This window comes from Saonia flava (genome assembly GCF_011927795.1).
In the GTDB taxonomy this organism is placed as follows: domain Bacteria; phylum Bacteroidota; class Bacteroidia; order Flavobacteriales; family Flavobacteriaceae; genus Saonia; species Saonia flava.
In genome coordinates, this window is the sequence record NZ_JAATJJ010000001.1 from 1181836 (window position 1) to 1206162 (window position 24327).

Here is a 24327-nt window from a genome sequence, read left to right on the forward strand (position 1 = left end):
GTAGAAGACCTTAACAAAGATTTTGATTTATACATGCGCATAGACAAATACTTATGGAGTACCCGTTATTTTAAAACCCGAAACATAGGTTCGGTAGCTTGTAAAAAGGGTCATGTAAAAATAAATGGACAAGTGGTCAAACCTTCAAGAGAGGTATATCCCATGGACAAAATCATTGTTAGAAAAAATCAAATAAATTATGAGCTAACCGTTTTGGACATCCCAGAAAACAGGGTAGGTGCCAAATTGGTGGATATATATAGAAAAGATACCACTCCAAAAGAAGCTTTCGAACATAATGAACTTTTAAGGTATTCCAAAAACTACTACAGAAAAAAAGGAACTGGTAGACCTACCAAGAAGGATCGTAGAGATATTGATGACTATACAGATGAATCAGAATAACAACGGTTTCTTTATCTTTGAATTGAAATTAGCATTCTGATGGAAAACCAAATATTAAGTCACGAAGAAATTCAGCATAAAGCAAAACGCATTGCATATCAAATTTACGAGACCAATGTAAACGAGCCTGAAATAATCATTGCCGGGATTGATGGAGGGGGATTGAATTTTGCTAAAAAAATCCAAACTATTCTTAAAAAAATCACCGAAGCCAAAATTACCTTGTGCAAGGTAACAATGGATAAGAAAAATCCTTTATCCAGTGGTGTTACCACTAGCATTCCTGAAAAGGAATATCACAATAAATCCGTTGTACTGGTTGATGATGTACTGAACTCTGGAACCACTTTGATCTATGGTGTGCATCATTTCTTAAAAACACCATTGAAACAATTAAAAACGGCTGTCTTAGTTAATAGAAACCATAAAAAATATCCTGTTAAAGCTGATTTTAAAGGAATCTCTCTATCAACTAGCCTACAAGAACATGTTCACGTAGAGTTTAAGACTAAGAACGACTCGGTTTACTTAAACTAAAAGTTTTTCTATTTCCTCTGAAATTTCCTCTGGCGATTTCCCATCACATAAAACAGTATAATTTGCTTGGGAATAAAAATGGTTTCTTTCAAACAAATGTTTTCCAATAAACTCTGGTAAGTCCTCATCGGGCAAATTTTTAATCAAAGGTCTTTCATTTTTTTCTTTACACAGCCTTTCCACCAAACCAGCAACAGATACCTTTAAATAAAAAACGTGTTCTGTTTCTTTTAAAATGGTTTCCATATTGCCACTATAACATGGTGTTCCACCTCCTGTAGAGAGTATAAAATTATTTTTTTTGTTTAAGACCTCTTTTAAAAAAATATGTTCTTTATTTCTAAAAAAAATCTCTCCTTTCTCCTTAAAAATATCAGAAATAGTATTCTCCAGCTCGTTTTCAATATAGTCATCCAAATCTAAAAAGTTAATTTTCAAACTCTTGGCCAAAATCTTACCAATAGTAGACTTTCCACTTCCCATATAACCCACAAGCACAATGCGCATTTCAATAAATTTTTGGCAAAAGTGGAGTAAATTCAATTGATTTCAAAAAAAAATAAATTTATATACAAATCGCCTTGCGAAATAAATTAATGATGGTATATTTGCACCCGCTAACAGCAATAGGCAACATTATGACCTGGTAGCTCAGTTGGTAGAGCATCTCCCTTTTAAGGAGAGGGTCCTGGGTTCGAGCCCCAGCCAGGTCACAAAAGTTAAGTCACAGTACTTAACTTTTTTTGTTTAAATTACTTTCTTATAATTGCGCACGTGGCGGAATTGGTAGACGCGCCAGCTTGAGGGGCTGGTGGCCATTAGGTCGTGGAAGTTCGAGTCTTCTCGTGCGCACAATAATATATTTTTTTCCTTCTTTTGATTTTCTTGATTAAATCAAACACATTTGTACCATAAATTTTATGGTAAATCTTTACCTTTAGACTTCAACTATTTTAAATCAAATAAATACTATGAGTCTAGTATGGAAAGGTGTTATGCCAGCTGTAACCACTAAGTTTACCCAAAATGATGAATTGGATTTGGACATGTTCCAAACCAACATAAAAGCGCAGTTGGATGCAGGTGTTGAAGGAATTATTTTAGGAGGCACTTTGGGTGAGGCAAGTACACTTTCCCCTAAAGAAAAGAGTATTCTTGTAAAAGAAACAGTGATTTTAGCTAATGGGAGTGTACCTACTATAATCAATATTGCAGAGCAGACCACAAAAGGGGCTATTGACACAGCACACATTGCAGAGAAAGATGGCGCCCAAGGTCTTATGTTATTGCCTCCTATGAGATACAAAGCAGACAGTAGAGAAACTATTACCTATTTCTCGGAAATAGCCAAAAACACATCACTGCCCATTATGCTCTATAACAATCCCATTGATTATGGAATTGAAATCACTTTGGATATGTTGGATGAACTAACCCCCCATAACAACATCCAAGCGGTAAAGGAATCCACAAGGGATATTTCCAATGTGACCAGAATTAGAAACCGATTTGGTAGCAGATACAGTATTTTAACCGGTGTTGATACCTTGGGAATGGAAAGCCTATTAATGGGAGCCGACGGTTGGGTTGCGGGTTTAGTATGTGCTTTCCCTAGAGAGACTGTTGCCATTTATAAATTGATAAAGGCAAATAGAATCGAAGAGGCACTTAAAATTTATCGTTGGTTTTTACCCCTACTAGAGTTGGATGTAAGCACCAAACTAGTGCAAAACATTAAACTAGCGGAAGTTCACACGGGAATAGGAACAGAAAATGTAAGAGCTCCCAGATTGCCTTTGGCAGGCAAGGAACGAGAACGTGTTTTGGCCATTATTGAGGAAGGTCTGCGAACAAGACCTACCCTACCCAACTATAAATCCATCTAGAAGAAGTATTTTTAAAAGCATCAAACCACAATTAAAACATGATTACAGGAAAAAATTATATCGGAAGTAAATTAGTAGGTTCCCATAAACCTTTTAAAACCTTCAATCCAAAAAGTAATAGTGAAAATCCTTATGAATTTTACGAGGCTTCCTCGGAAGATATCAACAAGGCAGTTGCTATTGCCAAAGAAGCTTTTTACACCTACAAGAACATAAGTGGTGCTAAAAAAAGTGAATTTCTAAATGCCATAGCTGATGAGATTTTAGCTCTGGGGGATGAATTAATTAACACTTACACTCAAGAATCTGGGTTGCCAGAAGGGAGAGCTATTGGAGAACGAGGAAGAACTATGGGACAATTGCGACTTTTCGCAAATTTAGTTGCCGAAGGATCTTGGTTAGAAGCATCTATTGATACAGCCCAACCTAAAAGAGAGCCTCTTCCAAAAGCCGATATTAGAAAAATGTTGATTCCTATGGGACCGGTAGTTGTTTTTGGAGCCAGTAACTTCCCATTGGCTTTTTCAACCGCAGGTGGAGACACGGCATCGGCATTAGCTTCTGGTTGCCCTGTAATTGTAAAATCCCATCCCATGCATGCGGGTACTGGTGAATTGGTGTCATCTGCCATAATCAAAGCAGCTAAAAAAACAGGAATGCCCAATGGCGTTTTTTCCAACCTCAACAGTAGTGGCATTGAGGTTGGTGTTGAACTAACCAAACATCCAGATATAAAATGTGTTGTCTTTACAGGTAGTTTTCGAGGTGGGAAAGCCTTATTTGATATTGCAAACAGCAGACCCGAGCCCATTCCCGTATTTGCAGAAATGGGAAGTATTAATCCTGTTGTTTTGCTACCTGAAGCTTTAAAAAGTAGTTCGGATAGCCTAGCTAAAAATTTAGCAGGTTCCATAACGCTGGGCGCAGGACAATTTTGTACCAATCCAGGGCTGGTTTTAAGTATTAAAAGTAAAGAACTTACTTCTTTTTCTAAAACTCTTTCTGAACTGTTACAAGATATGGATGCTTCTTGTATGCTTCACCCAAATATAAAGCGCACATACGAACAAAATCAGAATGAGATAACCTCCCAAGAACATATTTCCGTACTTACCAATTCTCCAGGGACTACAGAAATTAATTTTGTGGAACCACAATTGGCCACCGTTGAAGGAAGCGTATTTTTAAAAAATCCTACCCTACATAAAGAGGTATTTGGTCCTTTTTCATTAATTGTTCAGTGCATAGACGAAGAAGAACTTTTAAAGGTCGTCAAATGCCTTGAAGGACAGTTAACAGCCACATTAATGGCTGATGACAATGAACTGTCCAAATACCCAGAACTTGTAAATCATTTACTGGAAAAAGTAGGACGATTGATATACAATGGTATGCCTACAGGAGTAGAAGTATGCCCATCCATGCAACACGGCGGACCCTATCCTTCAACCACGGACAGCAGGTTTACTTCAGTTGGAACTGGTGCAATCAAGCGTTTTGTTAGACCTTTAAGTTATCAAAATTGGCCACACGACCTGCTACCTGATGAGTTAAAAAACGAAAACCCATTGGAAATTTATAGAATCGTGAATGGAGAATACTCTCAAGGCACCATTTAAACTTCCTGGTATATGAAAAAAATCTTGATATCACTTTTGATTGTTTGTATTGGTTGTAAAAAAGAGCATTCTAACCTATCGGATTCAGAAATTGCATTAAACCAAATAATTGAAAAATACCAAGATTATAAGGGGTACGATGAAAAAGAATATCCTTTGGGCATCTATACTAAAGAACATTATCATGAAAGTGCCAAATTTGCACAAACTATACTGGATGAATTGTCCAAGGTTAAAATTGATGACTTAAATGGGACTGATAAAATATCGGCCGAACTTTTAAAATTTGTCCTTGAAGAACAAATAGATTATTATGAATATGGGGAATATTTAAATCCTTTACTTTCAGATTCCGGTTTTCATGTAAGTTTCCCCTACATGGTAAGACCACTTACAAATTATGAACAAATCAAGAATTATTTAAGAAAATTAAACGCTATACCCGTCCGTGTTGACCAACAATTAAAAAACATCAAAGAAGGATTGGAAAAAGGGGTTTCCCAACCCAAAGTTATTTTTAAAGAATATGAGTCAACATACAACACCCATATTGTAGACAATTTTGAAGACAGTTTTTTTTATTCACCTTTTAAAAACTTACCAGAGTCATTAACTATAGAACAAAAAGACTCAGTTCTTGAAGTTGCAGAATTGACCATTAAAACCAATGTAATTCCTCAGTTTAGGCGTATAAAATCATTTTTTGAGGAGGATTATTTACCCAACACCAGAACTACCCTAGGAGTCTCTGAAATTCCGAACGGGGAAGCATATTACCAGAATAAAATTAATTTTTACACCACCAGTACAGATTATACTGCAGATGACATCCACAAAATTGGGTTAGCAGAAGTGGCAAGAATTAAGGCCGAAATGGAAAAAATAATTCAAGAACTTAATTTTCAGGGAACCTTTCAAGATTTTCTGAGTTTTTTACGAACGGACAAACAATTCTATGCAAAAACCCCCAAGGAGTTATTAATGATTGCTAGGGACATGGCAAAAAGAGTAGATGGCCAACTACCAAGATTCTTCAAAACTCTTCCCAGAAAACCATATGGGGTAGCTCCAGTTCCAGATGCGATAGCACCAAAATACACAGGAGGCAGATATGTGGGGACCAGTGCCAACAGTACAGAACCAGGTTATTATTGGGTAAACACCTATGACCTCCCAAGCCGGACACTTTACACCCTGCCTTCTTTAACCGTTCATGAAGCAGTCCCAGGACATCATTTACAAGGTGCTTTAAATTCGGAGCTAGGAGACAGTATTCCAAAATTCAGAAAAAATTTATATCTCTCGGCCTATGGAGAAGGCTGGGGGCTTTATTCTGAATTTTTAGCTGAGGAAATGGGTATATATACAACTCCTTATGAACATTTTGGAAAATTAACCTATGAAATGTGGAGAGCATGTAGGTTGGTGGTAGATACTGGAATTCATGCAAAAGGTTGGACAAGGGAGCAAGTTGTGGATTATATGTCTTCTAACACAGCTTTGTCCTTACATGAAATAAATACAGAAACAGATAGATATATTTCATGGCCTGGGCAGGCCCTATCCTATAAAATGGGTGAAATTAAAATAAGGGAGCTGCGAAAAAAAGCTGAAAAAGAACTGGGAAGTAAATTCGACATTAGGGACTTTCACGAAGTAATTTTGGAACAGGGAACTGTAACACTTTCTACTTTGGAAAACAGAATCAATGCCTATATATCAAAAACAATAAATGAGTAGTTATACTTTTAGTTGTATTGATGCCCATACCTGCGGAAATCCAGTTCGATTGGTAAGAATGGGCGGTCCCATACTTGTTGGGAACAACATGAGTGAAAAACGACAACATTTTTTAAAAGAGTATGATTGGATACGTAAAGGGTTAATGTTTGAACCGCGTGGACATGATATGATGAGCGGTAGCATTCTTTATCCTCCAAGTAATCCAGAAAATGATTTTGGGGTCATATTTATAGAAACTAGTGGTTGTCTTCCCATGTGCGGACATGGAACCATTGGCACAGTAACCATAGCCCTGGAAGAAGGATTAATTCAACCTAAAAAAGAAGGTGAGCTTAAAATGGAGGCCCCAGCGGGTTTAGTAAAAATAAAGTACACCCAAGAAGGAAAGAAAGTAACCTCTGTAAGATTGACCAACGTAAAATCCTACCTGGCAAAAGAAAATATTGAAGTTCATTGCCCAAGTTTAGGAAAACTTATAATTGATGTTTCCTATGGAGGCAATTTTTATGCAATTATAGACCCTCAAGAAAACTTTAAAGGTCTGGAACACTATAAAGCCGAACAATTGATTGGTTGGAGTAGAATATTAAGGGATGAAATAAATAAGAAACATTCTTTTGTTCACCCAGAGGATGCTACCATAAATGGCTTAAGTCATATTTTGTGGACAGGAAAAACCATTTCACCCAAGGCTACCGCAAGAAATGCGGTTTTTTATGGGGATAAAGCTATAGATCGATCACCATGTGGTACTGGAACATCTGCTCGTATGGCGCAATGGTATGCCAAAGGTAAGCTCATAAAAGGTGATGAATTTGTACATGAAAGCATTATTGGAAGTCAGTTTGTGGGTCGCATTGAGGAAGAAACTACCATTGGGAACAAAAAGGCCATTGTACCCAGCATTGAAGGTTGGGCCCGTATTTACGGTTACAATAAAATATTAATTGATGAGGAAGATCCTTATGCAGAAGGGTTTCAGGTAATTTAATATGAAAAAGTAGAAAGTATTGAAAAATGTCATTATTGTTGGAGGAGGAATCGTAGGGTTAAGCTGTGCCTATTATCTTTTGAAAGAAGATTATAACATTACCATTATTGACAAATCAGATTTAAGTGGTGGTGCGTCCTATGTAAATGCTGGTTATTTAACCCCTAGCCATATTATTCCCTTGGCCTCACCTGGGATGATGGCAAAAGGCATTAAATGGATGTTCAACAGTAGCAGTCCTTTTTATATGAAACCCAGATTGGATTTGGATTTTATAAAATGGGCATGGAGCTTTAATAAATCATCTTCCAAAGCCAATGTAGAAAAGGCCATTCCTTTGATTAAGGACATTAATCTTTTAAGCAAGGAATTATATACGGATTTATATGATTCCGGTGAATTGGGTGATTTTCAATTGGAAAAAAAAGGCCTGTTGATGCTCTACAAAACTGAAAAAGAAGGAAAACATGAAAAAGAAGTTGCCAAAAGAGCCCAGGACATTGGGTTGGAAGTAAAAGAACTTTTATTAAGTGAATTGAATACTTTACAGCCCAATCTTAGCAATGAAATTTTGGGAGCTGTCCATTATGAGTGTGATGCCCATACCACACCAACTGAAATCATGAAAAAGTTAAAAACCTATTTAAAGAAACAAAATGTCGTTTTCAAAATTAATGAAGAAGTGCAGGACTTTAAATTAAGTGGTAATCAAATCAAGGAAATTATTACTGACAAAGGTACATACTCTGCAGATGAAATTGTGTTGGCCTCTGGTTCTTGGAGTCAGAAATTATCCCAAAAAATAGGATTGAACATCTCAGTGCAACCTGGAAAAGGGTACCGCATCAATGTGCATAGGGAAACTCCTGTGAAATTACCTGCAGTTTTAATGGAAGCCAAATGTGCTGTTACGCCTATGAGGGGCTTTACTCGCTTTGCAGGCACTATGGAACTATCTGGAATCAATAACAAAATAAGAAAAGAAAGGGTTGCCGCAATTGCCCAGGCAGCCAGTAATTATTACAATAATTTAACCATAACCCAAGAGGAAAAATTAGAAGCCCAATATGGCCTAAGGCCTGTTTCACCAGACGGATTGCCATATATAGGCAGAACGTCCAAATACAATAACCTAAGTATTGCCACTGGACACGCCATGATGGGATGGAGTTTGGGACCGGCAACGGGAAAATTGATTTCTGAAGTTCTTACAAACAAAAAACCATCTATGAACATAGACGGTTTTAATCCAGAAAGAAAATTCTAGTTATAATTCTTTTATTTTAACATCCCGGAACCAAACCCCAGCTCCATGGTCTTGTAGTGCCAAATAACCTGAATTGGTTTTACCATAGTCAGGGTAATCATTCCATTTACCACTATTTCTTTTGGTATTCCAATCTTCGGTAAACTTATCAAACTCCACAATTTTTTCCCCGTTCAACCAGTGTTGAACTTTTCCATGGTCAAAAACAATTTTGGTAGAATTCCACTCACCTACAGGTTTAAGCTTTTTCTTATCATTCGCTAAATGCATGGCATAATTGGCACCTGTTTTTTGCCAATCTTCAATAGGTTCAGGAAAACCTACATCATCCAAAATTTGATATTCTGGTGCTGTTTGGTATGGTGAATGGTAGATGGTATCTTCTACCGCATGGTAAAAGACTCCACTATTTCCGCCTTCACTTATTTTCCATTCCAAACTAAGTTCAAAATTATCATATTGTTTCATTGAAATAATATCCCCACCTGAATCCCCTGCCTTTCCAAAACATTCAATGATGCCATTTTCAATCTTCCAATTATCAGGTAAATTGCTCATATTATACCCCCGCCAGTGCTTGGCATCCATTAAAGAAACCCATTCATTGGATTCGACGACTACTTCTTCTGATACATCAGTATCAATTTTTTCCTTCTTAACATCCTTGCAGGCAAAGGCCAACACCGATAAACAAAAAAGCGTTATTAGTTTTTTCATGTTTGGTTTACTATTAAATTATTCACAAATCATTAATAAATTGTACTTCAATTTATCCAAATAAAATGACTCTTCCTAATGAATAAAGGGGACTTATTTTAAAAGATCATCTAGGAACAATCTGGTTTTGTTACTATTCCAATTGGCAGCTCCCGTTTCAGCAATTACGATGTGTCCTTTTTTATTAATTATATAGGTAGTGGGTATCACTTTTGACTTCAATATATCCGGAGCCTTACTTTTGCTAAAGTATACTGGAAAGTTATACTCTTTTTTGGTAATAAAATTTTTTGCTTTTTGTACTTTGTCTTCAGCTACCATTACAAAACTAACTTTTTCGCCATAGTCATTGTAAAGTTCTTGTATGCTTGGCATTTCTGCTACACAAGGAGGACACCAAGTTGCCCAAAAATTTACAAATACAACCTTACCCTTTTCAGTTTCAAAATTCAACGTGTTTCCATCCACATCGACCAATTGCCATTGGTAAGTATCTAATGGGACTTGCAATTCTTCTTTTAAAGTATCCACACTACCAGCCAATAACCTATTCATTAATACTTTCATCTTAAAACCAACTGGTGTAAATAAGAAAAGAATCACTCCTAGAATAAGTAGTCCATTAACAATTTGGTCCTTTTTAAATTTCATTATTATTTAGAAATCAGCTCATCTAGCAACTTATGTACTCTACCTCTATTCCAACTAGCAATCTCCTTTTCATAAACCACCACACTTCCCTCTTTGTCAATTAGGTAAGACGATGGCACTACCTTCGAATCTATAGGCATTTTATCCCCTATGATAAGATAGGTAACCGGAAAAGTGAATCCATGTTTTTCCATAAAGGTTTCTACAGGCTCTCTTAACTCATTAGTAATGATATAAAAATCCACTTTGTCTCCGTAGGCATCATACAATTTTTGAATACTTGTTAATTCTGCATAAGATGGTAATTTCCATGAGGCCCAAAGGTTTATAAAAACCACCTTTCCCTCCGATTGTTTAAAATTGAAGAAATTCCAATCAGCATCTTTTAGTCGCCAATCGTAATCCGCAATTTTTTCTCTTTTGCTTTCAACAATTACTGTTGGACGTGGCGCAAATAATCTATGTAACAAAACCTTTCCGTAAAAACCCAAAGGGGTAACAAAAAAAGACAATACAAAAGCAATGAGGAGTATGTTTAAAAGCGTCTTCTTCTTAAGTTTCATTTACAATTTAGGTTTCGCCAAAACTAAAAAACTCCTGAAGATTTTCAGGAGTTTTAATTACTTATTTTACTATGAGGAACTATGCGGCATTCTCTTTTTTGATTACATTAAGTGCAGAACCTTCTTTAAACCATTCTATTTGAGGCGCATTATAGGTATGATTCAACAGAATGGTATCAACAGAACCATCTGCATGGACCGCTTCCAAAGTCAACTGTTTACCAGGAGCAAATTCATTTAAATCAATAAAATTAAATGTATCATCTTCCTGAATTAAATCATAATCCGATTCATTGACAAATGTTAACCCAAGCATTCCCTGTTTTTTAAGATTGGTTTCATGAATACGTGCAAAAGATTTTACAATTACCGCTGCAACACCTAAATGACGGGGTTCCATAGCAGCATGTTCACGGGAAGAACCTTCTCCATAGTTATGGTCTCCCACTACAATAGATTTAATTCCTGCGGCCTTATATGCACGAGCAGTATCTGGCACTGGGGCATATTCTCCAGTTATTTGATTCTTAACTTTATTTGTTGCTTTACCAAATGCATTTACTGCACCAATTAAACAGTTGTTGGAAATATTATCTAAATGACCACGAAAACGTAACCAAGGACCCGCCATGGAAATATGATCAGTTGTACATTTTCCAAATGCTTTTATTAATAGCTTGGCCCCTTCAATTTTGCTTCCAATTGGCTCAAAAGGTTCTAACAACTGTAATCTTTCCGAAGATGGAGAAACCACAACTTGTACACCGCTACCGTCTTCCATAGGAGCTACAAAACCTGCATCCTCCACATCAAAACCTCTAGGTGGCAATTCCAAACCAGTTGGTTCTTCCAACATAACTTCCTCACCATCATTATTGACTAATTTATCTGTCATTGGGTTAAAATCCAATCGTCCTGATATAGCAACAGCTGCAACCATTTCTGGTGACGCAACAAAGGCGTGCGTATTTGGGTTACCATCCGCCCTTTTAGAAAAGTTACGGTTAAAGGAATGTATAATTGTATTTTTTTCTTGCTTGTCTGCCCCTTCTCTAGCCCATTGTCCAATACATGGTCCACAGGCGTTAGTAAATATTTTTGCGTTTAAATCTTCAAAAATATCCAGCAAACCATCTCTTTCAGCTGTAAAGCGAACTTGTTCGGATCCAGGGTTGATACCAAATTCAGCCTTGGCAACCAGACCCTTGTCCACCGCTTGTTTTGCTACTGAAGCTGCTCTGGACAAATCTTCATATGAGGAGTTGGTACAAGAACCTATTAGACCCCATTCTACTTTTAATGGCCAGTCATTCTCTTTTGCTTTTTCCGTCATTTCACCAACTATTGTTGCCAAATCCGGTGTAAATGGTCCATTGATATGTGGCTTGAGCTCGTCCAGGTTAATTTCAATTACTTGATCAAAATATTTTTCCGGGTTAGCATATACCTCATCATCCCCTGTTAAATGTTCTTTTACCTTATTGGCTGCATCGGCAATATCATTTCTGTCAGTTGCCCTTAAATAACGTTCCATGGAAGCATCATAACCAAAGGTAGAAGTAGTAGCTCCTATTTCTGCTCCCATATTACATATGGTGCCTTTTCCAGTTGCTGACATAGATTTTGCACCCTCTCCAAAATATTCAACAATAGCTCCTGTACCACCTTTTACAGTTAAAATACCAGCTACTTTTAAAATAACATCTTTTGGTGCTGACCAACCCGATAATTTTCCGGTTAATTTAACTCCAATTAATTTTGGGAATTTAAGTTCCCATGCCATTCCTGCCATAACATCTACAGCATCTGCGCCTCCAACACCAATGGCAACCATTCCCAATCCACCAGCATTTACCGTATGGGAATCCGTACCAATCATCATTCCACCTGGAAATGCATAATTTTCCAAAACTACCTGGTGTATAATTCCAGCTCCCGGTTTCCAGAAACCAATTCCGTACTTATCCGATACAGAGGCTAAAAAATTAAAAACCTCACTACTATTGTTCAACGCATTTTGTAAATCCTTATCTGCACCAATTTTAGCCTGTATCAAGTGATCACAATGCACCGTGGTAGGAACAGCTACTTTAGGTTTCCCTGCCTGCATAAACTGTAACAATGCCATCTGAGCGGTTGCATCTTGACACGCGATACGGTCCGGCGCAAAATCCACATAATCCTTACCTCTTTCAAAAGCCTTAGTAGCTTTTCCATCCCATAAATGTGAATATAAAATCTTCTCCGAAAGAGTTAAGGGTTTACCAACCACTTCACGTGCCTTGTCAACACGTTCAGCCATGTTAGCATATACCTTTTTAATCATATCAATGTCAAATGCCATTATCTAATATTTTAAGTTTTGAGTAATTCTACAAATTTAAGAAAATCCGTAGTGCAAAGAAAATAATTTGCTACGGTAATATGCGAATTTTTAAGAAGAAAAACTATAGAATTTTATAGCAATTTTGTGATAATATCCTCTTCTGATACACCTTCTGCCTCTGCCTTGTAATTTTTTATAATTCGATGTCTCAGTATTCCCATGGCCACTGCTTTTACATCTTCTATATCCGGAGAGAATTTTCCATGGATTGCAGCATGGGCCTTTGCTCCCAAAACCAAATTTTGAGAAGCCCTTGGTCCAGCTCCCCAATCAATATACTGCTTTACATAATCTACAGCAGATTCTAAATTGGGACGAGTACTATTTACTAAATTCACAGCATAGGAAACCACATTGTCCGGCACAGGAATTCTACGTATCAAATGCTGTACTTCAATAATCTCTTTTGCATTGAACAAGGATTTTACCTCTGGAACATTATCAGAAGTAGTTTTCTTAACCACTTCAATTTCTTCTTCTACCGATGGATACTTAAGTTCAATGGCAAACATAAAGCGGTCTAATTGTGCCTCTGGCAAAGGATAAGTACCTTCCTGCTCTATTGGGTTTTGAGTTGCCAAAACAAAATAAGGAAGCTCTAATTTGTATTGCTGTCCCGCAATGGTCACCGCTCTTTCTTGCATAGCCTCTAACAATGCTGCCTGGGTTTTTGGGGGTGTCCTATTTATTTCATCAGCCAAAATAATATTAGAAAATATAGGCCCCTTAATGAATTTAAAACTTCTGTTTTGATCCAATACCTCACTTCCCAAAATATCACTGGGCATTAAATCTGGTGTAAACTGAATACGCTTAAAATCCAGTCCCAAAGTCTGGGCAATCGTATTCACCATAAGGGTCTTTGCCAAACCGGGCACTCCGATAAGAAGGGAGTGGCCTCCAGTATAAATAGACAATAGTATTTGGTCCACTACCTCATTCTGTCCGACTATAACCTTCGCAATCTCTTGCTTTAAGGATTTATGTTTTTTAACCAGATTTTCGATAGCGGCAACGTCTGACATATATTATTTTTTAACCCAGTTGTTGGCAAAATCACAATCTTTATTTGCCTCGTTTACACTTATATAAGTATCCTCTATATGCTCATCCATCCACTTTTTAATAGCATTGAACTGCTTTTCCCTAAGTGCCAATTCCTGGATTTTAAGATAATCCTGAGCAAAGTCTGCCTGATGCTCATCATATCTATTGGAAATTTTTAAAATTTTATATTTAACTCCAGCTCCTCTTTCATCTTGTTCCATAATAGGTCTGGAAATTTCATTATCCTTAAGGTTTCTCACTTGATTGTACAATGTTGGATCCATTTTTGTCAATTCAAAACGGGCACTAAAATCACTGGGGTTACGCAGTACACCTCCATCGAATTTAGTTTCTTTTTCATCAGAAAAATTAAGTGCCGCTTCCGCAAAAGTAAACTTACCATCCAATATATTTTGGCGAATGCTATCCAGCTCGGCTTTAGCTTCATTAATTGCTTCCTGTGGAACTTCTGGAGCCATTAGAATATGCCGAATATCCCTTTCCTGTCCTCTTATTTTTTCACAAAATATTATGTGGTATCCAAAAATGGTCTCAAAAGGTTCAGAAATCTCTCCCTCTTCGAGACTAAAAGCAACATCTTTAAATTCTTTTACAAAACCTGTTTCTTTGGTAATACTATAAAATCCTCCATTGGGTTTTGATCCTGGGTCCTGAGTATACAGGATAGCTTTTACCTTAAAACTTGAGCCATTATCCAGCACATCTGCTCTTATGGCATTTAATCTATCTATGACTTTTTGCTTTTCTTCGTCAGTGGCTTTAGGAGTTTTTACGATTTGGGAAATTTCCAATTCCGCCCCAATCATAGGTCTTTCATCTTTAGGGATTTTATTGAAAAACTGTCTTATCTCTTCTGGAGTAACCTGAATTTCACCTACAATCTTTGACTGCATCCTCTCAGAAAGCATTCTTAATTTATTAATTTTATAAAGTTCCTCCCTAAAACTTTCTACATCTTCCTTTTTATAAAATTTAAGCACTTTTTCCATAGAGCCTATTTGTGCTACCAAGCCCTGTATTTGTCTATCACTAGTTGCATTCACCTCATCATCGGAGACCAATATACTATCCTGAACGGCTTGGTGGGCATACAAACGGTCTTCCATTAACTTGCCCAAGAGGCTACAATGGCTAATATCTTCTGCGGAAACCCCTTGGGTTTTAAGATCAATCAGTGTTTTTTCTATGTCCGAATCCAATATCACATAGTCCCCAACAACAGAAGCAATACCGTCCAATTTGACCCTCTTAAAATTCTGAGTGGAATCCTTTTTAAAATCTCCACGCTCCTCCACAACCATATCCTCTGGTTCTACTTGAGTATCTGGCATTTCATTCGTCTCTTGGGAAAACCCAAAAACAGTAAAAAACATGCCCAATATTAGTACAAAAGTCTTATTAGTCTTTTTCATATACTTCAAATTCTTTTTCTTTAATGGCTTCGTCAATAATTTCAGTTTCCAGTTGTCTACCATACTCCAGCTTTCTTCTATTCAAAAGAACCTGTTTTATAGTTGGCTCTATATACTGTAATGGCGCAATATCATTTACTTCCAAAACATCAATAACCTTCGCCAAATATACCCCTAATGAATCCTGCAACTCAAAAAATTGTGATTTTTTTAAGTATCGCTCTTCATTTTCATAGGTCAGTGGAGGAATTTCATCGATCACCCTCGATGATGCTACCCAGATGGAATCATTAAAATTCAATTTTTTGAACTGCACCCCTATTGAATCCAAATACTGGACATCCTCCGCTTCAAAATCCTTTAATTTTTGGATTACAGCTTCTTTATCCAAAAACTGCGGGGGAAGTTCTATAAACCTAAGTTGGACAATTTTTTCCTTTAGTTTAAAATTCTCTTTCTCTATGTCGTAAAAACTCTGCAATTCTGAAAGGCTTATCGCTGTATCCTGGGCCTGCTGAACCAACGCCTCTTTATAAGCCCCAGTATAAAGATCATTTCTATAATTGCTCACGAGCCGGTCAAACTCAGCCAATTTATCTTCTGACAAATTTATTTTCGCCTTGTTCATTAACAATTGCTTGGCAGCCCAATTATTAATATAATTGGTAACAAACGATGCACTATCCGCTTTGGACATATTGCTATTCAACAACAATTGGACATCTTCTTTGTATAAATAGGTTTCCCCAACACGGGCCAAAGGTTCCTTTTCTGCTTCTTTTCTAAAAAAAGAGTCACATGAAACCGTAAAAATCAACATCATAATGGGCTGTGCAACTTTTATGAACATCCACCCTTTTCTATTAAAAAACTGCATCCTGCAAAAATAACAATTACATTATCTTGCACAAGTTATAAAATAGGGGATTAACACATTTTTAGCACCCTATGAATCCTATATTTATTAAATTAGTAAGAAATACGGGGCAAAAATGAAATATACTACAGAAATTATTGTAAACCTGCCCAGGGAAGAATTTATCAAGAAGCTGGACAATGCTGATAATATGAAGCATTGGCAACGAGGTTTGGTAAAATATGAACTGCTGTCCGGGAGCGCTGGGCAAGAAGGTGCAAGAATGAGTTTGGATTATAAAATGGGTAAGCGGGAAATGTCCTTAATAGAAACCATCATTAAAAGAAATTTTCCAGAAGAGTTCCATGCCACATATGACACCAAAGGAGTGCACAATATTCAAAAAAATTATTTTGAAGAGGTTGATGCAAATACAACAAAATGGATTTCTAAAAGTGAATTTCAATTCTCCAGTTTCATGATGAAGGCAATGGGTTTTCTTATGCCAGGAGCCTTTAAAAAACAGTCCTATAAATACGCTGAAGATTTCAAGGCCTTTGCAGAGAAAGGAATTTCTGTTTCTAAATCCTAAAGATAAATACTACCGACTTGAATAGAAGAATAAAATTAATTTGGGATTTTAGGGGCCCAACCGCAGGTATGACATCCGAACACCATGAAAAACACCTTAAAGAATATATAGCAGCCGAAGAATTGGAATGCAAAATTACCGGACATAGTACCATCAACGATATGCATAGCATTGCCTATATGGTTGTTAACGAAAAACATATGATTAAAGTGAGAGATTCACTAAAACCCCATCGTGGTGAAGTGTATGAAAATTGACCAAACCAACCAGACTTGAAAAAACAAATACTCATTATTTTAGGGTGCTGCTTGCTTTGGATTTCTTGTTCCCAGACTAAGAATCACAATCCTCTGGAAATAGTTTTATCATCAAATGATTCCAAGATTAAAAAGGTTATGGATAGTATAGGCCAATATGAGGTACAAATAAGGTACACCCATATTAAACGAGAAAATGATAGTGTTTTTTTTAAAGATTATGATTTTCAGGTGGACAACCAGCGCTACTTTTATCCTGCGAGTACCGTTAAATTTCCAATTGCTACTTTGGCTTTAGAAAAACTAAATGGGCTAGATTCGCTGACCATGAATACTCTTTTTTATGTAGAAGGTGATTCTGTTGAAACCACAATTGCCAAAGAAATCACCAAAATATTTGCGGTAAGTGACAATGAGGCCAATAATAGATTGGTAGAGTTTTTGGGTCAAGATGAAATCAATCAAAAGCTTAAAGAGAAGGGAATTGAAGGAGTCCGAATTTCTCATAGACTTTCAACAGACAATGCCTACGAGATTACAACCAAACCCTTGATTATTTATCTAAATGACAGCACAACCACAACAAGTATTCCCATTATTAACACTTCCCCTGTACCATTAGTAGAAAAAGGTGTTTTAAAAGGAAAAGGTTTCATAGAAGACGATTTCCTTATCAATGAACCGTTTAACATGAGTCTAAAAAATAAATATCCAATAGATGCACAACATAATGTTTTAAAACGAGTTCTTTTCCCAGAAAAATTTAAGGATGCTGAACAATTTCACCTAAGTGTCTCGCAAAGAGATTTTTTGTTGTCCTCCATGTCCAATTTACCAAAGGATGTTGGGTACAACCCAAAAACCTACTATGATAGCTATGGAAAATTCTTTATTTACGGAGATTCCAAAGAAAACATTCCAGATTATATTAAGGTTTATAATAAAGTGGGGTATGCGTATGGAACACTAACCGACTGCGCCTATATATTGGATTCTAAAAACAATGTGGAGTTTTTGTTGACCGCAACCCTTTTAGTGAATAAAAATGGGATTTTTAACGACAATACCTATGAATTTGAAGAAGTTGGTATTCCATTTTTGGCGCAACTGGGAAGAGAATTGTATAAATATGAATTAACTCGATAAACCCATGATTTTTAAAAAAACACTCCCAATCCTTATTTTTGTTTTTGTTTTTGTACTTGCATGTGCAGAAACAAAAAAGGACGAAAGCAAACTTAATTTTCCTAGATTAGAAGAAATGGTAAAGAATACCCCCAATAAAGAAAACTTATGGGTTTTTATTATGGCTGGGCAATCCAATATGGCAGGACGAGGTATAGTGGACCACAAGGACACTCTATCACATCCTCGGATTCTTTCCATTAATTCCAAAGATGAATTAATTTACGCTAAAGAGCCCCTTCATTTTTACGAATCCAATTTGGTTGGTTTGGATTGTGGCCTTTCTTTTGGTCATGAATTATTAGAACATATTCCAGATAGTGTTTCTTTATTAATTCTACCTACCGCTGTTGGTGGAAGCTCAGTAACTCAATGGCTCAATGACTCCATTCATCGAGATGTTCAATTACTTTCAAACTTTAAAAGAAAAGTAGCAATAGGAAAAAAATATGGTTCCATAAAGGCCATATTATGGCATCAGGGAGAAAGTGATGCCCACAAAAAAGATATCCCACATTATAAAAAGAAATTAACAAGTCTATTTAAAAATTTTAGGTCTGAAATTGAAAATGACTCCCTACCCATCATTTTAGGAGAATTAGGAGGGTATTCTGAAACACCTGAAGAATGGGGAGCTATTACTAAAATAATTAATAACTTTCCATCAATTGATTCCAATACTAAAGTAGTAAAACTATCAGATTTGCCAGACAAAGGCGATAAAATTCACTTTAGCACAGAAAGTTTCAGAATTATGGGACAGCGCTATGGCAAAACTTATCTACAATATATCCAATAACATGAAAAAATCAATCTTCCCCCTATTTTCTCTTATTCTTATAATAACAAGTTGCAAAACAGAAAAAATAGCTGATTTTCAACCCAAAACTGTTGTTCCATCAGTACAACAATTGGCTTATCAAAAAATGGAAATGGTGGGTTTTATACATTTCACAGTTAATACATATACTGATAAAGAATGGGGTTATGGTGACGAAAATCCAATAATTTTTAACCCAGAGGAATTAGACGCAGAACAATGGGTCTTGGCAGCAAAGGCTGGTGGATTAAAGGAATTGATACTTACTGCAAAACATCACGACGGTTTTTGTCTATGGCCCAGCAAATTTACAGAGCATAGTGTAAAAAACAGTCCCTATAAAGATGGACAAGGAAATGTGGTCAAGGAATTTGTTGATGCCTGTAAAAAGCATGGGCTAAAAGTTGGCCTTTATCTATCCCCATGGGATAGAAACCATGCTGATTATGGCAAACCAGAATACATTACCTACTATCGAAATCAGTTAAAGGAATTATTGACGAACTATGGCGAAATAAACGAAATTTGGTTCGATGGTGCTAATGGTGGTGATGGGTTTTATGGAGGGGCCAATGAAGAGCGAAAAATTGATAGAAGTACTTATTATGACTGGGAAAACACTTTTTCTTTGGTCAAAAATCTGCAACCCAATATTATGATTTTTTCCGACGCTGGGCCAGATATTCGTTGGGTAGGAAATGAACATGGTCATGCTGGGCAAACCTTTTGGTCTTCTATAAATGGTAATGAACTTACCATTGGAGGTGATATGGCAGATTATTTAAATATAGGCGAATCGGATGGGAATTCATGGCTTATTGGCCAATGTGATGTTTCCATACGTCCTGGATGGTTTTACCATGAAGCACAGGACAGCTTGGTAAAAACACCCAAGCAGTTGACTGATATTTATTATAAGTCTGTTGGAAGAAATGGCGTTTTATTAGTGAACCTTCCTCCAAACAAAAAAGGATTAATCCATTCTAATGATGTTAAGAACTTAAAAGGTTTCAAAGAAATAATAGACGAAACCTTTAAAACCAATTTGGTGGAAGGTGCAAAGGTAACCGCATCCAATTACAGATTGGAAAATGAACGTTTTTCTCCTCTAAATATTTTGGATAGCAATTCTGAAACATTTTGGACAACAGATGATTCAGTTCTTTCTGCTGAATTAATTATAGAAACTGAAAAACCTATTACTTTTAATCGATTATTACTTCAAGAACCAATAAAGTATGGTCAGCGAATAGAAAAATTTGAAGTTTCAATTGAAGAAAATGGAGCATGGAAATCCATCTCCAATGAAACAACCATAGGGTACAAAAGATTAATAAGGATAGAAAACGTAACTACTAGGAAGATTAAAATAAAAATAGTAGACGCCAACGCTATTCCTGCCCTTTCCAATTTTGAAGTGTTCCTAGCAACTAAAGAATAAGGAAAAGTGATGTTTAGGATGATATAGGTTCACCATATAGATCAAAGTCAGCGGCATCAGTGATTTTAATCTCAACAAATTCTCCAGTTTTAAGATAGTGCTTGGCTGCATCTATCAATACTTCGTTATCCACATCTGGTGAATCGAACTCCGTTCTACCTACAAAATAGTTTCCTTCTTTTCGGTCAATTACACATCTAAAGGATTTCCCTATTTTCTCTTGGTTCAATTCCCAAGAAATCTGGGATTGCAGCTCCATAATCTCGTTGGCACGCTGTTGTTTTACTTCGTCCAAAACATCATCCTCCAACTTGTACGCATGGGTATTTTCTTCATGGCTATAGGCAAAACACCCTAATCGTTCAAAACGCATCTCCTGTACCCAGTTCTTCAATATATTAAAGTCTTCCTCTGTTTCACCCGGATACCCAACTATTAGTGTGGTTCTTATGGCCATATTAGGAACGGCCTTCCTAAAATCTTGTAACAACTTTGTGGTTTTTACCTGTGTTGTGCCTCTTCTCATACTTTTTAAAATAGCATCAGAGATATGTTGCAATGGAATATCTAAATAATTACACACTTTAGGCTCATTCTTCATTACTTCCAAAACATCCATTGGAAAACCAGTAGGGAAGGCATAATGTAAACGAATCCACTCAATCCCATCCACCTTTACCAATTCTTGCAGCAGCTCAGCTAAATTTCTTTTTTTGTAGAGGTCCAAACCATAATAAGTTAGGTCCTGCGCAATTAAAATTAGTTCTTTGACTCCATTGGCCGCCAAGCTTTTGGCTTCTGCTACCAAATTTTCAATAGGTGTGCTTTTGTGTTTTCCTCTCATCAAAGGAATAGCACAAAAAGAACAAGGCCTATCACAACCCTCGGCAATTTTTAAATAGGCATAGTTCTTAGGGGTAGTGGTTAGTCTTTCACCTATCAATTCATGCTTATAGTCCGCACCCAGGGCTTTCAACAAATTTGGAAGTTCACTTGTTCCAAAATATTCATCTACATTTGGAATTTCCTTTTGTAGGTCGGGTTTATACCGCTCACTTAAACAGCCAGTAACAAACACTTTATCTACTTCGCCAGCTTCCTTCTTTTGTACAAAATCCAAAATGGTGTTAACGCTTTCCTCTTTGGCATTGTCAATAAAACCACAGGTATTTATTACTACTACATTACCCTCTCCCTCATGTACTACTTCTTTCTTATTGGCCTTTAATTGACCCATAAGTACTTCAGAATCGTATACATTCTTGGAGCACCCCAGAGTTACTACATTAATTTTGTTCTTTTTAAGTGATTTTGTCCGCATGAATCTGAAAATGAGGCCTACGTATCTGTAAGGCAGGTGCAAAAATACAATTTGATCAAGGAAGAATCAGCTTAAAAACTATTTTTCTTGTTTTTACGTTAAACCATTATAACCAATTGAAATCCAATAATAAAAAGTTGATATGAAAGTCCAAATCATTTTTCTGGTTTCACTTTTTTCCATTACACTAATTTCCTGTTCAAAAGACAAGGACAATGACCCTGAACCATCTCCCGAGGTGAAGGCCATGTACTTTCCGAAAATAAATTCATCTGATTGGGAAACTATTTCAGTGGAAGAACTAGATTGGAATCCAGATGCCGAACAACCCTTATATGACTTTCTTGAAGACCACAATACGGATGCTTTTGTGGTTTTAAAAGATGGTAGAATTGTTTTAGAAAAATACTTTGGGGATTTTGACGCCTCAAAAAGTCATACTTGGAATTCTGCGGCCAAAACGTTGACCGCCTTTACTATTGGAATTGCTCAAGAAGAAGGTCTTCTATCTATTGACAACCCGTCATCTGATTATATGGGAGAAGGTTGGTCTAGCCTTACTCTTGAACAAGAACAACTTATCACCGTCAAACATCATTTAACAATGACCAGTGGATTGGATTATACAGATGATATTTTTTGCACTGATAAAGAATGCCTGCTTTACAAAAATGACCCAGGGACTTATTGGTACTATCATAATGCACCATATACCTTATTGGATGAAGTCATTTCTGGAGCTGTAGGTAAAGATTACAAAACGTATTTTTATGAAAAAGTACGAGACAGAATTGGAATGCAAGGTTCTTGGTTAAAAATAGGGTACAATAACCTATATTTTAGCACTGCCAGAAGCATGGCCCGTTTTGGGCTTTTAAATTTAAACAAAGGTATTTGGGATGGCACTTCCATTTTAACAGATGAAAGCATTTTCAACCAAATGACAAATACCTCACAAGACTTAAATACATCCTATGGTTATCTATGGTGGCTAAATGGCAAAAACAGTTATAAAGTACCAGGTTCGGAGGAGTTATTTACTGGTAAACTAATTCCCAGCGCGCCAGATGATTTAATTGCTGGACTAGGAGCTTTTGACCAAAAATTATATGTTGTTCCCAGCAAAGGATTAGTGGTTGTACGTATGGGTGATAGTGCCGACGCGGAACAATTGGGGCCCTCTTCGTTTGATAACAACCTTTGGCTAAAACTAAATGATTTAATTGAATAAAATTATCCTTTTAGCGTTCCACCTTTTTTCCTCCTATCCAAACAGATGCTATTTTTTTGGTATTTACTATATCATCCAGTGGATTAGCCTCTAACAGAACAAAGTCTGCCAATTTTCCTTTTTCCAAAACACCCACATTTGTAAGTTTCAAACAATTTGCGGCATCTTTGGTTGAAGCAACTATTATTGCCATTGGGGACATTCCTGCTTTCGCCATAAGCTGTAATTCCAAATGCTCAAAATAACCTTGAAAACGGGTTGGCATTCCACTATCCGTACCCATAGCTATTGTAGCTCCTCCATCCGCTATTTTTTTTAGGTTAACCAATGCCATTTTCAATGCCTCTTGATTTGCTTCATAATCTTCTCCATTTCTAACATTTGTTTGTCTATCTGGATCTTTTAACATAACCACCTCTAAAGTATTTGCATTTTCAATAAAGAAAGGATCTGAAAAAAAATCAGGAGTTTCACCATACACATAAGTAGATAAATCCCTTGTTAAGGTTGGGCAATAACAAACATTTTTTGTTTTTAGAAGTTCTATCAGCTCTTGATCCACTTCTTTATCCCTAATACTATGCGCTAAGAAATCGGCCCCTGATTCCAACAAATCTCTAGCTATTTCAAGGTCATATATATGAGCCATAAGCATAAGATTGTGTTTATGGGACTGTTCAATAATTGCATCATAAATTTCAGAAGGCATTGCATTAGAACGTCCCCTATTGTTATCTACCCTAATTTTTATAAAGTCAGTTTTGTTTTTCGCGTTTCTATTTACTATTTCTTGTACACTTTCAACGGTATTTCCCGAAACTATTTCCCCTGCAATATACAGTCTGGCCCTGCCAATAGCCTTAACAGTATCATTAATTGCTTGAAAAGCCCTCGCCTGTTCCCTATCTTCTCCTAAACTTGCTACCGTAGTTATTCCAAAACGGGCATATAGCTCCAATTGATTTTGAATTTGCTGTGTTGAGTAATGTTCTGGGTTCACCTCATCCCTGTACCCAACATGAGCATGTGTATTGATCAAGCCAGGAATCATTGTTTTCCCTTCAGCTTGAATAATAATCGTATTCTTGGGAAGTTTTATATCATTGGCTGGCCCTGTAGCAGAAATTCGTCCATTTTCAATTAAAACAACAGCATTTTCAATAGGCGCACCTCCATTTCCATCTATAAGCCTCGCTCCCATGATAGCAGTAATATCAGAAGTTTTTGGCTTTTGGCAAGCCGTAAGAGTAATTAATAAAAGAGAACTAAACAAAAAACAGCACGCTTTCATTTTCAAAGAATTATTTGTTCCTAAAAACACTAATAAATGAATTCAGCATTACAATTATTGCATCTAGATAAACCAGCATACTATGACC

The 24327-nt window shown here is 36.6% G+C and carries 23 protein-coding genes and 2 tRNA genes; 15 read left to right on the forward strand and 10 right to left on the reverse strand.

Going from position 1 to position 24327, the window contains the following annotated elements:
- Positions 1-33: 33 nt before the first annotated feature.
- The gene (locus tag GGR42_RS05125) at positions 34-405 is read left to right on the forward strand and encodes an RNA-binding S4 domain-containing protein (RefSeq protein WP_167964358.1); all 372 of its coding nucleotides are present in this window, start codon (positions 34-36) and stop codon (positions 403-405) included.
- Between the two features lie 39 nt (positions 406-444).
- Entirely contained in the window at positions 445-942 is a 498-nt protein-coding gene (locus tag GGR42_RS05130) for a phosphoribosyltransferase family protein (RefSeq protein WP_167961504.1), read from the forward strand.
- Here the strand turns inward: GGR42_RS05130 and GGR42_RS05135 are convergent.
- Complete coding sequence (locus GGR42_RS05135) at positions 934-1449, reverse strand: shikimate kinase (RefSeq protein WP_167961506.1); 516 nt, start codon at positions 1447-1449, stop codon at positions 934-936. The genes GGR42_RS05130 and GGR42_RS05135 overlap by 9 nt on opposite strands.
- Positions 1450-1582: 133 nt before the next feature.
- Here GGR42_RS05135 and GGR42_RS05140 point away from each other — a divergent pair.
- From GGR42_RS05140 to GGR42_RS05170, 7 genes are all read left to right on the forward strand, one after another.
- Positions 1583-1655, forward strand: a tRNA-Lys gene (locus GGR42_RS05140).
- 55 nt (positions 1656-1710) lie between these two features.
- Positions 1711-1794: transfer RNA gene (locus tag GGR42_RS05145), tRNA-Leu, on the forward strand.
- 119 nt (positions 1795-1913) lie between these two features.
- Entirely contained in the window at positions 1914-2828 is a 915-nt protein-coding gene (locus GGR42_RS05150) for a dihydrodipicolinate synthase family protein (RefSeq protein WP_167961508.1), read from the forward strand.
- A gap of 38 nt (positions 2829-2866) precedes the next feature.
- Positions 2867-4447 carry an aldehyde dehydrogenase (NADP(+)) gene (locus GGR42_RS05155; RefSeq protein WP_167961510.1) on the forward strand — a complete coding sequence of 527 codons (1581 nt, stop codon included), beginning with the start codon at positions 2867-2869 and terminating at the stop codon, positions 4445-4447.
- A 12-nt stretch (positions 4448-4459) separates the two neighbouring features.
- The gene (locus GGR42_RS05160; RefSeq protein WP_167961512.1) at positions 4460-6187 is read left to right on the forward strand and encodes a DUF885 domain-containing protein; all 1728 of its coding nucleotides are present in this window, start codon (positions 4460-4462) and stop codon (positions 6185-6187) included.
- A complete protein-coding gene (locus GGR42_RS05165; protein ID WP_167961514.1) occupies positions 6180-7181 on the forward strand; it encodes a 4-hydroxyproline epimerase in 1002 nt (333 codons plus the stop codon). Before GGR42_RS05160 ends, GGR42_RS05165 begins: the two co-directional genes overlap by 8 nt.
- A gap of 19 nt (positions 7182-7200) precedes the next feature.
- Positions 7201-8448 (forward strand): NAD(P)/FAD-dependent oxidoreductase, encoded by a 1248-nt coding sequence (locus GGR42_RS05170; RefSeq protein WP_167961516.1) that lies wholly within the window; start codon positions 7201-7203, stop codon positions 8446-8448.
- On the opposite strand, the gene GGR42_RS05175 is transcribed toward GGR42_RS05170, so the two are convergent.
- The 7 genes from GGR42_RS05175 to GGR42_RS05205 form a co-directional block, all read right to left on the reverse strand.
- Positions 8449-9165 carry a 3-keto-disaccharide hydrolase gene (locus tag GGR42_RS05175; RefSeq protein WP_167961518.1) on the reverse strand — a complete coding sequence of 239 codons (717 nt, stop codon included), beginning with the start codon at positions 9163-9165 and terminating at the stop codon, positions 8449-8451.
- Positions 9166-9258: 93 nt separating this feature from the next.
- Positions 9259-9816, reverse strand: a complete 558-nt coding sequence (locus GGR42_RS05180; RefSeq protein WP_167961520.1) for a TlpA family protein disulfide reductase — start codon at positions 9814-9816, stop codon at positions 9259-9261.
- Between the two features lie 2 nt (positions 9817-9818).
- A complete protein-coding gene (locus GGR42_RS05185) occupies positions 9819-10379 on the reverse strand; it encodes a TlpA family protein disulfide reductase (RefSeq protein ID WP_167961522.1) in 561 nt (186 codons plus the stop codon).
- A 79-nt stretch (positions 10380-10458) separates the two neighbouring features.
- On the reverse strand, positions 10459-12723 hold the full coding sequence (locus GGR42_RS05190) for an aconitate hydratase (RefSeq protein ID WP_167961524.1): 2265 nt from the start codon (positions 12721-12723) through the stop codon (positions 10459-10461).
- A gap of 113 nt (positions 12724-12836) precedes the next feature.
- Complete coding sequence (locus tag GGR42_RS05195; protein WP_167961526.1) at positions 12837-13790, reverse strand: AAA family ATPase; 954 nt, start codon at positions 13788-13790, stop codon at positions 12837-12839.
- 3 nt (positions 13791-13793) lie between these two features.
- A complete protein-coding gene (locus tag GGR42_RS05200) occupies positions 13794-15245 on the reverse strand; it encodes a peptidylprolyl isomerase (protein WP_245201396.1) in 1452 nt (483 codons plus the stop codon).
- Positions 15232-16095: a peptidyl-prolyl cis-trans isomerase gene (locus GGR42_RS05205; RefSeq protein WP_245201397.1), complete on the reverse strand. Its 864-nt coding sequence runs from the start codon at positions 16093-16095 to the stop codon at positions 15232-15234. Before GGR42_RS05205 ends, GGR42_RS05200 begins: the two co-directional genes overlap by 14 nt.
- 142 nt (positions 16096-16237) lie before the next feature.
- Between GGR42_RS05205 and GGR42_RS05210 the strand changes: the two genes are divergently transcribed.
- Genes GGR42_RS05210 through GGR42_RS05230 form a run of 5 tightly spaced genes read left to right on the forward strand, consistent with a single transcriptional unit; the run spans position 16238 to position 20396 of the window.
- Positions 16238-16693, forward strand: a complete 456-nt coding sequence (locus GGR42_RS05210) for an SRPBCC family protein (RefSeq protein ID WP_167961530.1) — start codon at positions 16238-16240, stop codon at positions 16691-16693.
- A gap of 17 nt (positions 16694-16710) precedes the next feature.
- On the forward strand, positions 16711-16950 hold the full coding sequence (locus tag GGR42_RS05215) for a hypothetical protein (protein WP_167961532.1): 240 nt from the start codon (positions 16711-16713) through the stop codon (positions 16948-16950).
- A gap of 15 nt (positions 16951-16965) precedes the next feature.
- Entirely contained in the window at positions 16966-18096 is a 1131-nt protein-coding gene (locus tag GGR42_RS05220) for a serine hydrolase (RefSeq protein WP_245201398.1), read from the forward strand.
- A gap of 4 nt (positions 18097-18100) precedes the next feature.
- Entirely contained in the window at positions 18101-18934 is an 834-nt protein-coding gene (locus tag GGR42_RS05225) for a sialate O-acetylesterase (protein ID WP_167961534.1), read from the forward strand.
- A 1-nt stretch (position 18935) separates the two neighbouring features.
- Positions 18936-20396 (forward strand): alpha-L-fucosidase, encoded by a 1461-nt coding sequence (locus tag GGR42_RS05230; protein WP_167961536.1) that lies wholly within the window; start codon positions 18936-18938, stop codon positions 20394-20396.
- Positions 20397-20409: 13 nt separating this feature from the next.
- Here GGR42_RS05230 and rimO read toward each other — a convergent pair whose 3' ends face one another.
- Positions 20410-21717 carry a 30S ribosomal protein S12 methylthiotransferase RimO gene (gene rimO / locus GGR42_RS05235; protein WP_167961538.1) on the reverse strand — a complete coding sequence of 436 codons (1308 nt, stop codon included), beginning with the start codon at positions 21715-21717 and terminating at the stop codon, positions 20410-20412.
- Positions 21718-21859: 142 nt separating this feature from the next.
- Between rimO and GGR42_RS05240 the strand changes: the two genes are divergently transcribed.
- A complete protein-coding gene (locus tag GGR42_RS05240; protein ID WP_167961540.1) occupies positions 21860-22948 on the forward strand; it encodes a serine hydrolase domain-containing protein in 1089 nt (362 codons plus the stop codon).
- Positions 22949-22958: 10 nt separating this feature from the next.
- Here the strand turns inward: GGR42_RS05240 and GGR42_RS05245 are convergent, their stop codons facing one another.
- The gene (locus tag GGR42_RS05245) at positions 22959-24239 is read right to left on the reverse strand and encodes an amidohydrolase family protein (RefSeq protein ID WP_167961542.1); all 1281 of its coding nucleotides are present in this window, start codon (positions 24237-24239) and stop codon (positions 22959-22961) included.
- Positions 24240-24327: the final 88 nt, after the last annotated feature.

Coding starts and splice junctions, on each gene's coding strand:
- GGR42_RS05125 (WP_167964358.1), top strand. CDS start 34: ATGCGCATAGACAAATACTTATGGAGTACCCGTTATTTTAAAACCCGA.
- GGR42_RS05130 (WP_167961504.1), top strand. CDS start 445: ATGGAAAACCAAATATTAAGTCACGAAGAAATTCAGCATAAAGCAAAA.
- GGR42_RS05135 (WP_167961506.1), bottom strand. CDS start 1,449: ATGCGCATTGTGCTTGTGGGTTATATGGGAAGTGGAAAGTCTACTATT.
- GGR42_RS05150 (WP_167961508.1), top strand. CDS start 1,914: ATGAGTCTAGTATGGAAAGGTGTTATGCCAGCTGTAACCACTAAGTTT.
- GGR42_RS05155 (WP_167961510.1), top strand. CDS start 2,867: ATGATTACAGGAAAAAATTATATCGGAAGTAAATTAGTAGGTTCCCAT.
- GGR42_RS05160 (WP_167961512.1), top strand. CDS start 4,460: ATGAAAAAAATCTTGATATCACTTTTGATTGTTTGTATTGGTTGTAAA.
- GGR42_RS05165 (WP_167961514.1), top strand. CDS start 6,180: ATGAGTAGTTATACTTTTAGTTGTATTGATGCCCATACCTGCGGAAAT.
- GGR42_RS05175 (WP_167961518.1), bottom strand. CDS start 9,165: ATGAAAAAACTAATAACGCTTTTTTGTTTATCGGTGTTGGCCTTTGCC.
- GGR42_RS05180 (WP_167961520.1), bottom strand. CDS start 9,816: ATGAAATTTAAAAAGGACCAAATTGTTAATGGACTACTTATTCTAGGA.
- GGR42_RS05185 (WP_167961522.1), bottom strand. CDS start 10,379: ATGAAACTTAAGAAGAAGACGCTTTTAAACATACTCCTCATTGCTTTT.
- GGR42_RS05190 (WP_167961524.1), bottom strand. CDS start 12,723: ATGGCATTTGACATTGATATGATTAAAAAGGTATATGCTAACATGGCT.
- GGR42_RS05195 (WP_167961526.1), bottom strand. CDS start 13,790: ATGTCAGACGTTGCCGCTATCGAAAATCTGGTTAAAAAACATAAATCC.
- GGR42_RS05200 (WP_245201396.1), bottom strand. CDS start 15,245: ATGAAAAAGACTAATAAGACTTTTGTACTAATATTGGGCATGTTTTTT.
- GGR42_RS05205 (WP_245201397.1), bottom strand. CDS start 16,095: ATGTTCATAAAAGTTGCACAGCCCATTATGATGTTGATTTTTACGGTT.
- GGR42_RS05210 (WP_167961530.1), top strand. CDS start 16,238: ATGAAATATACTACAGAAATTATTGTAAACCTGCCCAGGGAAGAATTT.
- GGR42_RS05225 (WP_167961534.1), top strand. CDS start 18,101: ATGATTTTTAAAAAAACACTCCCAATCCTTATTTTTGTTTTTGTTTTT.
- GGR42_RS05230 (WP_167961536.1), top strand. CDS start 18,936: ATGAAAAAATCAATCTTCCCCCTATTTTCTCTTATTCTTATAATAACA.
- rimO (WP_167961538.1), bottom strand. CDS start 21,717: ATGCGGACAAAATCACTTAAAAAGAACAAAATTAATGTAGTAACTCTG.
- GGR42_RS05240 (WP_167961540.1), top strand. CDS start 21,860: ATGAAAGTCCAAATCATTTTTCTGGTTTCACTTTTTTCCATTACACTA.
- GGR42_RS05245 (WP_167961542.1), bottom strand. CDS start 24,239: ATGAAAGCGTGCTGTTTTTTGTTTAGTTCTCTTTTATTAATTACTCTT.